We start from the raw sequence: 14087 nt of genomic DNA, 5'->3' as shown, positions 1-14087 counted from the left end.
GTCATAATCTACATTGCGCGCGTTCAAAATAGAGATATAATTCAAAATTAGGGCTATTATAACTCAAGCACGGTGAAATTTGCGCGTCTTCTACCGAGGCGCCGTTCGATGGCGGGAAAGGACGGGTAAGATGAAAATTGTCGAAAGCTCGATGCGCAGGCCAGTCGGGGTGATTATCGGCACTCTGGCGCTGATCGTTTTTGGAATTTACGGCCTGTATCAGATCGGCATCGAACGAATGCCCAACGTCGATATCCCCGTCGTCATGGTGCGCACGACGCTCGAGGGCGCCAGCCCCGCCATTGTCGACAACGACGTGACCGACGTACTGGAAGCGCGCATCAACACGATCGAAGGCATCAAAAACATCTCGTCGAGCAGTTACGAAGGACGTTCCTTCATCATCGTCGAGTTTGTCCTCGAACGCGACATCGACAACGCCGCCGCCGACGTCCGCGGCAAGGCCAGCATGGTGCAGAGCAGTCTTCCCGACGACGCCAAAAGCCCGCAGATCGACAAATTCAACATGGACGACCGTCCCGTCATGTTCATTGCCGTCGAAAGCACCGGTCAAACCAGCAGACGCGACCTTTCCCGGTTCGTCGACAAGGTCGCCCTCGAACGTCTGCAGACGGTCCAGGGCGTCGGCGGCGCCGAAAACGGCGGCTTTCAGGAACGCCAGATCCGCGTCTGGGTCGATCCGGATAAATTGGAATCGCGCAACCTGACGGCCCTTGAAGTGAAGAACGCGATCCAGAGCAAGCATGTCGAGCTTCCCGCCGGACGGGTCGAGACCGGCTCTCAGGAGTACGGAATCCGTCTCAACGGCGAATATGCCAGCGTCGATGAACTGGCCAACCTGCCGATCAAAAACGTCAACGGCGCTATCATCCGCCTTCGCGACATCGCTCGCATCGAAGACGGTTTCGAAGACGTCAGAAACGTCGCTCTCTACAACGGCGAAGATTCCATCCTGATTTTCATTCGCAAACAGCGCGGCGCCAACGAGGTCAATCTCGCCGCAGGCGTGAAAAAACGCCTCGAAGAGCTGAACGCCATCGCTCCGCCGGGCGTGACGCTGAAAGTCGTTCAGGACAACTCCGTCTACATCCTCAACTCCATGCACGGCGTGCGCGACGACATTGTTTGGGGAATCCTGCTGACCTCCCTGATCATGTTCCTGTTTCTGCGCACCTTCAGGGCGACTGTCGTCACGGTCATCACGATCCCCGTCTGCCTTTTGGGGAGCATCATCGTTCTCTGGGGCATGGGACTGACTCTGAACAACATGAGCGCCATGGGGCTTTCTCTGGCCGTCGGCATGGTCGTCGACGCGACCACTGTCGTGATCGAGAACGTGCAGCGCCACCGCGAGATGGGCAAGACGGCCGTGCGGGCGGCGCTCGACGGTACCGGCGAAGTGAGCGCTTCGGTCATTGCCGGCGCCGCGACGACGATCGCCGTGTTCCTGCCCGTCGCGCTGATGCCCGGCATGATCGGGCGTTTCTTCAGCTCCTTCGGCACCACGGTGACGGTGACGATCGCCATCTCGCTGCTCCTTTCGGTGACTCTGACGCCGTTTTTGTGCGCCAATCTGCTGGGGCGCATGAAAAAGCCGGCCCGCTGGCAGAACTGGATGGAGAAACCGTTGATCTGCCTCGAGCGCGGCTACAGCCGCGTCCTGAAAGCGGCTGTCCGTCATCGTCTCGCGACGCTGGCGATCGCCGTCGGCGCTTTCGCCGGGGGCATTTTCATCGCCGGGAAGCTGGGCAGCGAATTTTTCCCCAACGAAGATCAGGGGCGCTTCAATATCAGCATCGAAATGGCGGCCGACGCTTCGATCGAGAGCACGCTCGCCTTCATGAAGGAGCTTTCCGAAACGGTCCAACAGGATCCGCGGGTTCTGTATACTTACGGTAACGCCGGCGGCGGCGCGGGGGCGGCCGTGTACAAGGGAACGTTGCACGTCCATCTTGTCGACCGCAAGCTCAGACCCTCGTCCGGCGCGATCATGCGCGAATGGCGCGAGAAGCTCGCCGCGTACAAGGACGTCGACATCAAGCTCGGCAACTGGGGCGGCAGCGATCTGACGCTGGTCATCCAGGGGCCGACCACGGAAGAGCTGGCCGAGCTCGGCGACGAGATCAAGGCCGACCTGCAGCGCGAGAACCGCGGCCTTACTGATATCGTCACCGACCTGCAGATGAACAAGCCGCGCATCAATCTCGACCTCAACCGCGCCCTGGCGGACGATCTCGGCGTCAACGTGAGGACGCTTTCGTCCGAGCTCGACGCCTGGTTCGGCGGCACGACCGCGGGCACGTTCAACGACGAAGGCTATCGCTACGACATCCGCATCCGCGCCGACGAACCCGGACGCAACACGCCGGACAAAGTTCTCAACACGCTCGTGCGCACGAACAACGGCGAGCTGATCCGCGCCGACGGACTGGTTTCGCCCGTTATGGACATGGCCCCGAACGTCATCAAACGCTACAACCGGCAGCGTTCCATCCAAATCCAGGCCAATACCGAAGGGATCTCCCCCGGCGAAGGCATTCGGATCATGGAAGAGGTCTTCCGCCGCCACGCCCCGCAGAACGGGCTCTTCACGATGACGCCGGCCGGAGATTCGGAAAATATGCGGGAGAGCTTCGGCTATATCCTTACGGGCATCGTTTTCGCCGTCGTGCTCGTGTACATGGTCATGGCCGTGCAGTTCGAATCCTTCCTGCATCCCCTGACGGTGATGTTTTCCCTGCCGCTCATGACCAGCGGCGCGTTCGGCTTCCTCTATCTGATGGGGCTGCGGCTGAGCGTCATGAGCCTGATGGGGATCATCCTCCTGATCGGCATCGTCGTCAACAACGCCATCATGCTCGTCGATTTCGCCAACCAGGAGCGCGCCAAAGGCCTGGACAAGGTTACGGCGATGCTGAACGCCGGGCCGCTGCGCCTGCGGGCCATCTTGATGACGACGGTCTCGACGATGATCGGCACGCTGCCGATCGCCCTTGGCCTCAGCCTTGGCGGCGAAGTTCGCCAGCCCATGTCCGCGGCCGTGATCGGCGGTCTTTTCACCTCCACGCTGCTGACGCTGCTCGTCATTCCCGTCGTGTATCTGTCGATGGACGATTTCGCCGATTTCGTCAAGGGCAAACTCCATCGCGCCAGGGCCGTGCGCCGCGGACGGCAGATGAAAAAAGCGGCGCTTTCCCAGACGAAAGGAGCGTAACATGAAACGGATTGTACGGGCGCTTCTTCTTTCGGGCGTTTTTCTCTGCCCCGCCGGGCTGCGCGCCCAGGACCTCTCGATCGGCGAAGCGATCGCCACGGCCCTGGAACAGAGCCCGACTCTCAACGCCCGGCGGCAGGAGCTCAACAAAGCCAAGGGCGACATCGTGCAGGCCCGGGGGAATTTTCTGCCGCGGTTGAGTCTGACCGGCCAGTACAGCGACAACCGTTCCCCCACTGTCAGCGGCGGTTCGCGGACCGACAGCGTCAGCGGCGGCATCGCGCTGACGCAGAACCTTTACGCCGGCGGCAGACACGCGGCCCAGCGGCGCCAAGCGCAGGCGACGCTGTCGCAGGCGGAACTCGGCGTGCGCGAAGCGGAAGAGGCGCTGGCCGTGAACGTTTACGACGCCTTTTACGGCGTCATCCTCGCGCGCGAGAAAGTGGCCGCGGCGCGGGACGCCGTGGAGACCTCCCGCAAACACCTGCAGGAAGTCCGGCAGATGCTCGGGGTCGGCCTGGCCAATCAACTCGAAGTCATCCGCGCCGAGCAGCAGCTCAGCGCCAACGAGGCGGCGCTGGCTTCCAGCCGCGGCGCGTTCGATGCCGAGCGCATCACGCTGCTCAATCTGATGGGGCTGGCGCCTTCCAGCGCACTGCTTCCCAAGGGGCCTCTCGAACTCGCCGATCCCCGCGGCACGGCGCGGCAGTCCGTCGCGCTGGCTCAAAAGCGGCGCGCCGACGTCGCCATGCTGGAAAAACAGATCGCCATCCAATCGGAACAGATCAAAATCGTCCGCGGCGCCATGAAGCCAAGTTTCGATCTGAGCGCGACCGCCGACTACTCCGATCCATATCGTAACCAGGACGCCGGCGACGACTCATGGAAAGCGACGCTCACCCTCGAGATCCCGCTCTACGACCGCGGGCAGACCCGCGGCGAAGTCATGAAGGCGAAGGCCGTTCAGGAGCAGAACAAACAAGCGCTGCGGCAGAAAGAACTGGACGTCCTCTCGGAGATCGAGCTGGCCTGGGTCGAGATCGGCGACAGCGCCGTGCAAGTCGAAGCGCACCGCAAGTCCTTGGCATTGGCTCGGGAGACGCTGCGCCTCTCCCAGGTCGGTTACCGCGAAGGCGTGACGCCGCAGCTCGATCTTTTGGAAGCCCAATCCAATCTGACGGCGGCGCGCAAAGATTACAGCCAGTCGCTCTTCGACCATCTGATGAAAGTCGTCGCGCTGAAACGCGCCGAGGGAACCTTGATTCCCTGGACGCTGGAGGGGGAAAAACGATGAAGAAACGTTTCTGCCTGATACCGCTGCTGGCGCTGACAACGCCGCTTTTTCGGCCGGCCCCGCTTGCGGCGGCTCCCGCCGCTCCGGCCTATGTGCGGACCAAAGTGTTGCGCGCCGACGCGACGATCCGCGAGGGCTTCACGCAAAACACCTCGCTCGAGGCGCTTCAGCGCGTCGTCCTCTATCCGCGCGTCACCGGCCGGCTGGAAAAACTGACGGTTGTCAAGGGCGCCGTCGTCAAAAAAGGACAGCAGATCGCCATCCTCGCCCACGCCGAACAGGACGCCCAGATCGCCGCGGCCCGGGCCGCCGTCGCCCGCACCCGCGCCGAATGGGCCAACGCGCAGATCGAACTGCAGCGGTACCAGCGTCTGAAAAAGGAAGGTTTCAGCACGCAGCAGCTGCTCGACAGCAAAGACACGGCCTATCGGAGCGCCCGCGCGCAGTACGACGCCGCCAAATCCGATTTGGACCGCCTTACGGTCACCCGCGACGAATACATCATCACCGCCTCGATCGACGGCACCGTGCTGAACGACTACGCCCTCGCTCCCGGCGCCATGCTCTCCCCCAACACGCCCGTGGCGGAGCTGGCCGACCTGAACGTTATCAAGGCGACCTTCCGCGTGCCGGAAAAGCGCTTTTATTCCGTCCGTCCGGGCATGTCCGTGCTTCTCTCTCTCGACGCGCTCCCCAGGGAAGAATTCAGGGCGCAGATCGTTAAAGTCGACGATTACATCGACCCGCAATCCCGCACCGCTTCCGTGGAAGCGCAGCTGGAGAACGCCGCGGCGGGGGACAAACTCCGCCCCGGCATGTTCGGGCGCGCCTTCGTCGTCGAACGGGAGGCCGTCGGCGCGTTCGTCGTGCCGACAAGCGCGCTGCGCCTCGACCGCGCCGCCGCTCCGGAAAACAACGAGCTGGTGCTGCGCGACCATGGCGCGGCGAGAATCGTCAAGGTCAAAACCGGCATCTCGCAGGGAGTCGACGTGCAAATTTTGGAAGGGCTGAAAGACGGAGACGAGGTGATCGTCTTCGGCGGCAACGCCCTCAAAGACGGCGATCCCGTCAGGCTGATGCAATAGAAAAAATTTCTAAATAAATGTTGGGTTGAGGCAAATGATATCCGTTCACCTCAACCCAACATTTATTTTAGAACCAGAATCCCTGTCATACTAATTCTTGATAGAAAGTATTAACATAGTTTCCCGGGCGCTGCGGAGAAGTTCAGTCGATCAGCACTACCTCGACCGCTGCGCGGTCTGCGCAGCTCGCTTTGTGAATCTTCCCCGCAGCGCCTCTGCATCCGGCATTTTAATTGAGAAATAGTATCAGATCAGGACGATCCATTCTCCGCTTCTGTTATTTCCTTGGCGCGCTATTAGATTTCTCTTACTGAGTGACCGAACATAATATTTCACAGCATTGACGTTCATTTCGAGTTGTCTTGCTAACTGGCTCTGCGAAACTGAACTGTTTGCTTTCATGGCATCGATGATTTTGATCTCGGTATCTGATAATGAATGTTTTTCATCAGAACGGGGGGAAAATTGGGTGGATTGGGTAGTTCCGATTACCCATTCACTCCCCGTTTTTCGATAGAGCGTCACCTTGATGCCGTCCCCAAACTCAACAAACTTCGGTTCAGGCAGATTCATTGCCTTGCATTGGGAATACAAACGCGGCAATCCGGTTCCCCATCCCTCAATAATTTTCATGTAATAGAACGCTTCTGCGATGGCTTTATTTCGGCACTTGGATTTTCCCGTAAGAGCATCTTCCACACGCAGTCCGTCATACAGCATCCCCGGGGAATCCACTTCAACGCGGTCATCATAGATGGACACCTGAATGGAAGAAGAATCCAGATAATTACGATGCAGCACAGCGTTCGCAATCATCTCGCGAATGGACTGAATCGGCAGTTCATAATTATCTCTGCGGTAAAGTCCGTCAATTACAGAGCTTCGATTGATATGCTTCAGTACAAACTGATAGGCATCCTCAACCTGATCTTGTATGGCGCCGTCAAATTCTTTCCGGTCGATAAATTCATCTCTGTTTGTCCCTTTAAAGAGCGCACACTGAATCTTTGTATGGCGGTCCTTCGGCTTCGTCAAAAGCGTAAAGGCATGTGTTGGAACCAAATCATGCCCACTCCGAATCAAGATGCCAAAATCTTCTAACTTTTCAATGGTCAGCGGGTGTACCTCCGCCCGCTGTTCTTCCGTTATACATGCAGAGAGCGCCATTTGATACATACGGTCCATCAATTTTTTTGTTGTATCTTCCCGATAGACATCTCCAATTTCCTGCATGGCATCGTAAGAGATTCTCTGTCCTTCCAGTTCAAGCTCCCGCAGCTTTCGTTCATTCGCCGGTCTGCTCGTGCCGTTAACACGAATATAGGATGACTTCTCCTTGCCAATAAAGGTCAGATAATATGGGCGGAAACGCCCAGGAAAAACTTCAATCTCCAAGACAGTCTTGCCGTCAATCGATTGAGGCGAGATTTCCACATTGATCTGCGGCGTGCAGGAATCTGAAATCATATTGGATATGGCGTCTGAAAGTTTGAAGGGATTCTGTTCGCCAAGCCCGATAACCTCTCCCGTCTCATCTGCGATACCGATGATCGTTTTTCCACCGGAGGTATTGGCAAAGGCAATGATGTCCTTTAAAAATTTCTCGCGGCGCTTGGGAATCTTCTCCTTGAATTCGACGTATGCCCCCTTGCCGAAGAATTCTTTCTGCGCGATCATGACTTGTTCATTCCAGCGCGATCCGCCCGTCGGCGCCGTGGCGGAAGCTTTTCCCGTAGAACGCGCGCACGGCTTCGATCAGGTATTCGGCGTCCTTGACGCCGGCGATTTCATAGCAGCTGTGCATGGCCAGCTGCGGCAGGCCGATGTCGACCGTCGGCACCGACAGGTGCGAGCCGCTGATGTTGCCCAGCGTCGAGCCGCCCGGCAGGTCGGCGCGGTTGCTGTAACGCTGCACCGGCACGCCGGCCAGCTCGCACAGCCGCGAGAAGACCGCGCCGGAAAGGCCGTCGGTCGTGTACTTCTGCGCGGCGTTGTACTTGATGACGACGCCGCCGTTCAATACGGGGAACTCGTTGCCGTCGGCGTATTCGGAATGCGCGGGATGGATCGCGTGGGCGTTGTCGGCGGAGATCATGAAGCTGTCGGCGACGGCCGCGCCGCGCTCGTCGGCGCTCATGTCCAGCGCGCCGCAGATGCGGCCGACGGTGTCTTCCAAAAATGTGGAATTGGCGCCCTGGCGGCTGCCGCTGCCCACTTCTTCGTTATTGAAGACGCAGAACAGCGGCGCCGAAGCGGACGGCGCGCTTTCGCTCTCGACAAAACCGGTATAGCAGCAGAACACGCATTCGAGGTCGTCGAGCCGCGGCGAAACGATGAACTCTCCGTTCAGCCCCACCAGCGTGCCGGGCGTGCGCGGATAAAGGAACAGCTCCGTCGAAACCACGTCGTCCGCACCGACGCCCGCGGCCTCGGCGACCAGGCGCCGGAACGCGCCCTCCTCCCCCTGCATGGAAAACAGCGGCAGCATGTCAACGTTGGCTTTGAGCTCGACGCCCTTGTTCATCTCCCGATTCATGTGGATAGCCAGGCTGGGGATGACGAGCAGGTCGCGGTCGATGTCGATCAGTTTGGAGGCAAGTCCCGCACCCTTTTTGACGAAAACGCGTCCGGCCACGGACAGCGGTTTGTCGAGCCACGAGCGCATGATGGCCCCGCCGTAGCCCTCCACGCTGAGACGCACCGTGCTGCCTGCGGAAGGCACTTCGGCGTTCTGGCGCAGCTTGAACGTCGGCGAATCGCTGTGCGAGGCCGTCAGCATGAAGCCGCGCAGCTCGCCCGCGGGGAGCCGAAACGCGATCAGCGACGATTCGCCGCGCGTCGTGAAATATTTGCCGCCGCGCTCGAGCGACCATCTTTCGGACTCGCGAAGCGGCGCGTAGCCCTTTTCCCGCAGTCGGGAAGAAAGATTTTCGATCGCCTGGTAGCACGTGGGACTGCCGTCGAGAAAGTCGATCAGCCGCCGCGAAACGTCGTTTTTCATGAGAATCCCTCCGCTGTCATCGCAAAATTTTTACGGCCGCGCAAGGTCGCCGCCGCACGCATCATAGCACGATCGCCTGGAATTGCCAAATCGCCGCGAAAGGTCAATAAAAAGCAAAAATTTTCCCGAAACCCCTTGACTGACTAATATTGACCATATATAATGCAGCTGTGAAAAAGAACTGCACCCCGAAAGGAGGGTTCTCCATGAACCTCAATAAATTGACGCAAAAATCCCAGGAAGCCCTGTCCGAAGCCCAGAACCTGGCCATCAGCCACGGCCATCAGGAAGTCGACGTCGAGCATCTGACGCTCGCCCTGCTCTCTCAAAAGGACGGACTGATCCCATCGATCCTCGAAAAGCTCGGCGCCAACGCGGCGGCTTTGGGCGCCCGGCTCGATCAGCTTTTGGAGCGCAAGCCGCGGATCACGGGCGGCTACGACAAGGACCGCATCTACCTCTCGCAGAATCTGTCCAAAGTCCTGACCGACGCCGAAAAACGGGCGCAGGCGCTTGGCGACGAATACGTCTCCGTCGAGCACCTGTTCGCGGCCATCCTCGACCTGCCTCAGCATCCCGTCGCCAAATTGCTCGCAGAAAGCGGCGTCGGCGCCGACGCTTTCCTGAAAGCGCTCGAGAGCGTGCGCGGCGGCGCGCGCGTGCAGAGCGCCAACCCGGAAGAGACCTACGAAGCCCTGAAAAAATACGGCGTCGACCTCGTCGAGTACGCTCGGAGCGACAAGCTCGATCCCGTCATCGGCCGCGACGACGAGATCCTGCGCGTGATCCAGATCCTCAGCCGCAAGACCAAGAACAACCCCGTGCTGATCGGCGAACCCGGCGTCGGCAAGACCGCCATCGTCGAAGGGCTGGCGCAGCGCATCCTCAAGGGCGACGTGCCCGAAGACCTGAAAAACCGCACCGTCTTCTCCCTCGACATGGGGTCCCTGATCGCCGGAGCCAAGTACCGCGGCGAATTCGAGGAACGCCTCAAGGCCGTCATCAACGAAGTGAAGCGCAGCGAAGGCCGCGTCATCCTCTTCATCGACGAGATCCACACCATCGTCGGCGCCGGCAGGACCGAAGGTTCGATGGACGCCGGCAACCTGCTCAAGCCGATGCTGGCGCGCGGCGAACTGCACTGCATCGGCGCCACGACCATCGACGAGTACCGCAAGAACATCGAGAAGGACGCCGCGCTCGAGCGCCGCTTCCAGCCAGTGATGGTCGATCCGCCCTCCCAGGAGGACGCCATTTCGATTTTGCGCGGGCTGAAAGACCGCTTCCAGGTCTATCACGGCGTGCGCATCACCGACGGCGCCATCGTCGCCGCCGTCACGCTCTCGGACCGTTACATCAGCGACCGTTTCCTGCCCGACAAGGCCATCGACCTGATCGACGAAGCCTGCGCCATGGTGCGCACGGAGATCAACTCCATGCCTTCGGAACTGGACGGCGTTTCGCGCAAGGTCGTACGTCTGGAGATCGAAGAAGCGGCGCTGAAAAAGGAAAAGGACGACGCCAGCGCCGCCCGGTTGGCCGAACTGCAGAAAGAGCTTTCCGACCTGAAGGACCGTCAGAAAGAGCTGACGGCGCGCTACAATTCCGAAAAGGAAAAGCTGACGGAAGTGCAGCAGCTGCGCCAGAAGATCGAAGCGACCAAACACGACGTCGAAACGGCGGAGCGCCAGTACGACCTGAACAAGGCCGCCGAGCTCCAGCACGGCGTTCTTCCCCAGCTGCAGAAGGAGCTGAAAGAGAAAGAAGCCGCCCTGCGCGGCGCTTCGGGAGACGGCTCGCTGCTGCGCGAGTCGGTCACGGAAAACGAAATTTCGCGCATCGTCAGCGACTGGACGGGAATCCCTGTCACCAAACTGATGGAAGGCGAGCGGGAAAAACTGCTTCACCTCGACGACGAACTCCACAAGGGCGTGATCGGCCAGGACGAGGCTGTTTCGCTGGTCGCCGACGCCATCATGAGGGCGCGGGCCGGCATCAAGGATCCGCGCCGCCCCATCGGTTCCTTCATCTTCCTCGGCCCCACCGGCGTCGGCAAGACCGAACTGGCCAAGACGCTGGCGCGGACGCTTTTCGACAGCGAAGACAACATGATCCGTATCGACATGTCCGAGTACATGGAGAAATACTCCGTCTCCCGCCTGCTCGGCGCGCCGCCCGGATACGTGGGCTACGACGAGGGCGGCCAGCTCACCGAAGCCGTGCGCAGCAAACCGTACAGCGTCATCCTTTTCGACGAGATCGAAAAAGCCCACCCCGACGTGTTCAACGTCATGCTCCAGATCCTCGACGACGGGCGCGTCACCGACAGCCACGGCCGCACCGTCGATTTCAAGAACACCGTCATCATCATGACCAGCAATCTCGGCTCCGAGCTGCTGCTCGAAGGCGTGCGCGACGGGACGATTCCCCCGGACGTCAGAGACGGCGTCATGGATCTGCTGAAAAGCCGCTTCCGCCCCGAATTTCTCAACCGCGTGGACGACATCGTGCTCTTCTCGCCGCTGGACAAGGCGCAGCTTCACAAGATCGTCAAACTGATCCTGAACGACCTCGCCAAACGCCTCGGCGAGCGCCGCATTGCGCTCAACGTCAGCGACGCGGCTCTCGATTTCATCACCGAGCACGGCTACGACCCCGTTTTCGGCGCCCGGCCGCTGAAACGCTACATCAGCCACAACGTCGAAACGCTCGTGGCGCGCTATCTGATCGCCAACTCCGTCGTCGAAGGCGCCACGCTCTCTATCGACGTGCAGGGCGACCGATTGGCGCTTTCCGCGCAGCCGCCCCGGGAATAGCAAAAACAAAAAGGTCACGGCAAAATGCCGTGACCTTTTTTTTTGCGGTGCGAAACGAGCGCCGGAGCGCGGGGCGATACGTTTTTTCCGTATCTGCGCGTCCTGGCTGCGTCTGTGCTAGCGCCGCGAAGCGCGAAGCAGACGCCTCATTTCTTCCATGTTCGCCCTCAATTCCGCCTGCATCGCCTTCAGTTCGGCGATCTCCTGGCTCTGGAGCGCGTTCGTTTCGGCCTGCTGGGCATTCGTCCGTTTCATCGAAGCCACCTGCGCCTGCAATTCGGCGTTCTCCTTTTGCATCACGTAGACGCTGTTCATCGGGCCGGAGCGGTAGCGCGCCGGGATCGACTCCTTGTCTGCCTTCTTGCCGATCTTCCACGTCAGCCCGGCGTTGGCCATCGACTCGCCGTGGTGCGAGACGGATACGCCGGCGTGCACCATGAAGTCTTCTTTCACGTAGTGCGCAAAGCCGAGCGCCAGCGCGTATTCGCCTTTGTACGCTCCGAATCCGGCCATGATCTGGCTGGGTTCGACGGGGTCGTACTGCATCGGTTTCAAAGCACTTAGCGCCGAGCCGAGCGCGCCGGTGGTCTTGATGCTGCGTCTCATCTCGGCCATCTGGTTGTAGACGTTGCCGAAGTTGTTGTAGACGTTGCCGAACTGGCGGTCGACGGCGCTCAAGGCGTCGCCGACGGTGTGGTAGCTGCCGCCGCTCACGTACTTGAATTTGTAGGTGGGAGCGGAGACGGAGCCGTCGGGGTTGACGGAAGCGCCGCCGCCGAGGTGGGTGGCGATGCTGCTTGAGGTTTTCCACAGCTGCGCGCCGTTGACCGCGTCGGTACTGGTCGCGTTCACGGTTCCCGCTTTGACGTTCTCGATCTTGTGGCCGGTCGCGTCGAAGCCTTTGGCGGTGACTTTGCCGGCAAAATTCGGCGCGTCGACGACGGAGATCTTGATGGCGCCGGAATCGTCGCTCAGCGTGATGTTGCTGCCTTTCTTGAAGTTGAGGACGTTGTCGGTCTTGTTGACGGTCTTCACTTTCACGCCGTCGATCTGGGCGTCCCAGCTTTTCAGGGTGTCGGCGGAGATGGCGGCGATCTTGTTGTCCACGGCCTTGAGCTGGTCTTCGGTGGCGGCCTGGCCGGAGGTGATGTGAAGGGGATCCCAGGTCTTATTGGTCAGCCCGTTGACGGTGCCTTGGCCGCCGGTGTTGATGGTGAGTTTGTTGGTCGTCCCCGTAACGTCGAATTTCAGTTCGTTCTTGAGGGCGACGACGACTTTCCCGCCGTCGACTTTGGTCTCGGTGTTCGTGCCGTCGCCGGCAACGTGGACGGCCTGGCCGAGTTTCTTGGTGACGACTCCGCTATCGTCGGCCGAGAGGGCAAAGCCTTTGTCGGTCAGATTGGAACTGGCGTTTTCGATCGCGTTTTTCAGGTCGCCGATGTTGGCTGCGTTCTTCAGCGTAGCGCCGCTGGCGGTGGAGAGGTCTGCGCCGTCCAAACCGCTTTTCACGTTGGCGATCTGCAGGCCGTTCATGTTCACGCCGGTCTTGGTGATCGAGGGGCCGCCGTTGATGGAAAGTCCGCCGGTGTTCAAGGTGACGTCGCCGATGGAGACGCTGCCGGCGTCTGTCAGATTGAGGTTCTGCGCGAGTTTCACTTTCAGTTCGCCGCTGGCGGGATCGGTGATTACGCCGATATTGTCGTCCGCAAGTTTCGAGACGTCCGCTCCGCCGCTGATTTTCAGCGTCTCTCCGAGTTTTCTGCCGACAGGGGTCCCGCCGTCGCCGGCGAATTTCAGACCGGCGTTGACAATGGGATTAGTGATGGCGCCAGTCAGCGCCGTGGTGTCGAGGCTGTACTTCACGCCGTTTGCGGTCATCGCGGATTTGATGTAGGTGCCGTCGCCTTCGAATTTCACGGTCTGCGTACCGTTCTGGTCCGCGGTCACGTCCAGCTGACCGGTGCTGTCGCCGGCAATCTTGAACTTCGCCTGCACGTTGGTGATCGGGGTCGTGGTCGAGCTGTTGTTGATCTGGGTGATCAGTTTGGTCTTGTCGATGCCGTAGGTGACTTTCGTCCCGGAGAGACCGACGGTGACGGTGTCGTCGGCGCCAGCGAATTCCACGGTCGGGGCTGTCGCTCCGCCCAGGGCGACGTTCGATGTCGTGCTCCCGGCTTTCAGGTCGAAGCCGTCCTGCAGCTTTATGATGTTGCTGGTATTGGCTTCCACTGTACTGCCCACAGCTCGCAATTGGCGCAAGTTCACCGCGTCGGTAGGTTCCGTACCGTCGGCGAGGTTGATGATCTGACGCAGCTTGCCGCTGCCGGCTACTGAAACGGCGCCGAGGGTGATATCCTTCAGTTCGACGCCGCTGAAAGGGGCGATTGTGCTCGACATAAAACCACCACGGTCGGCAGTGCTGGAGGAACCGATTGCAACGCTCCTGCCAGCACTCGCAATCGCGCTCGCACCGCCTCCGAGCACTACAGCACCGCGACCGTACGCCTTCGCGCCCTTGCCCAAGGCAACGGACTCGCTGCCGCTCTGCGAGTTGGCGCCGATAGCGACGCCGCTGTTGCCGCTTTGCGATTTAAGGCCAATGGCAACGCCGCTGTCCGTCTCGACCTGTGACTCGGAACCGATGGCGATGGATTCA

At 60.2% G+C, this 14087-nt stretch carries 7 protein-coding genes; 4 read left to right on the top strand and 3 right to left on the bottom strand.

All coding sequences use genetic code 11. The features are described from left to right. Positions 1 to 130: 130 nt before the first annotated feature. From HMPREF7215_RS11040 to HMPREF7215_RS11030, 3 genes are read left to right on the top strand one after another with little or no spacing between them, the layout of a single operon-like run. Positions 131 to 3235 carry an efflux RND transporter permease subunit gene (locus tag HMPREF7215_RS11040; RefSeq protein WP_009165983.1) on the top strand — a complete coding sequence of 1035 codons (3105 nt, stop codon included), beginning with the start codon at positions 131 to 133 and terminating at the stop codon, positions 3233 to 3235. Position 3236: 1 nt separating this feature from the next. Next, positions 3237 to 4529, top strand: coding sequence for a TolC family protein (locus HMPREF7215_RS11035; RefSeq protein ID WP_009165982.1), 1293 nt, complete (start codon positions 3237 to 3239; stop codon positions 4527 to 4529). Then, a complete protein-coding gene (locus HMPREF7215_RS11030) occupies positions 4526 to 5614 on the top strand; it encodes an efflux RND transporter periplasmic adaptor subunit (protein ID WP_009165981.1) in 1089 nt (362 codons plus the stop codon). The genes HMPREF7215_RS11035 and HMPREF7215_RS11030 overlap by 4 nt, the downstream gene beginning before the upstream one ends. A gap of 246 nt (positions 5615 to 5860) precedes the next feature. Here the strand turns inward: HMPREF7215_RS11030 and HMPREF7215_RS11025 are convergent, their stop codons facing one another. Together HMPREF7215_RS11025 and HMPREF7215_RS11020 are read right to left on the bottom strand one after the other, a co-directional pair. Further along, positions 5861 to 7291, bottom strand: a complete 1431-nt coding sequence (locus HMPREF7215_RS11025; protein ID WP_009165980.1) for an RNA-binding domain-containing protein — start codon at positions 7289 to 7291, stop codon at positions 5861 to 5863. A 7-nt stretch (positions 7292 to 7298) separates the two neighbouring features. Next, the gene (locus tag HMPREF7215_RS11020) at positions 7299 to 8615 is read right to left on the bottom strand and encodes a M18 family aminopeptidase (protein ID WP_009165979.1); all 1317 of its coding nucleotides are present in this window, start codon (positions 8613 to 8615) and stop codon (positions 7299 to 7301) included. Positions 8616 to 8821: 206 nt separating this feature from the next. Here HMPREF7215_RS11020 and clpB point away from each other — a divergent pair, with 206 nt between their 5' ends. Then, positions 8822 to 11431, top strand: a complete 2610-nt coding sequence (clpB, locus tag HMPREF7215_RS11015; protein WP_009165978.1) for an ATP-dependent chaperone ClpB — start codon at positions 8822 to 8824, stop codon at positions 11429 to 11431. A gap of 117 nt (positions 11432 to 11548) precedes the next feature. Here clpB and HMPREF7215_RS11010 read toward each other — a convergent pair. Further along, positions 11549 to 14087 (bottom strand): YadA-like family protein (locus HMPREF7215_RS11010; RefSeq protein WP_009165977.1); only part of this gene is annotated, 2539 nt, incomplete at its 5' end.

Source organism: Pyramidobacter piscolens W5455, from assembly GCF_000177335.1.
GTDB lineage: Bacteria > Synergistota > Synergistia > Synergistales > Dethiosulfovibrionaceae > Pyramidobacter > Pyramidobacter piscolens.
Note: the sequence above shows the minus strand (reverse complement) of the source record. Positions and strands in the feature narration are given on the sequence as shown.

What these genes read in the sequence shown, in the direction of transcription:
- HMPREF7215_RS11020 (WP_009165979.1), bottom strand. Translation starts at nt 8,615, where the DNA reads ATGAAAAACGACGTTTCGCGGCGGCTGATCGACTTTCTCGACGGCAGT.
- HMPREF7215_RS11035 (WP_009165982.1), top strand. Translation starts at nt 3,237, where the DNA reads ATGAAACGGATTGTACGGGCGCTTCTTCTTTCGGGCGTTTTTCTCTGC.
- clpB (WP_009165978.1), top strand. Translation starts at nt 8,822, where the DNA reads ATGAACCTCAATAAATTGACGCAAAAATCCCAGGAAGCCCTGTCCGAA.
- HMPREF7215_RS11025 (WP_009165980.1), bottom strand. Translation starts at nt 7,291, where the DNA reads ATGATCGCGCAGAAAGAATTCTTCGGCAAGGGGGCATACGTCGAATTC.
- HMPREF7215_RS11030 (WP_009165981.1), top strand. Translation starts at nt 4,526, where the DNA reads ATGAAGAAACGTTTCTGCCTGATACCGCTGCTGGCGCTGACAACGCCG.
- HMPREF7215_RS11040 (WP_009165983.1), top strand. Translation starts at nt 131, where the DNA reads ATGAAAATTGTCGAAAGCTCGATGCGCAGGCCAGTCGGGGTGATTATC.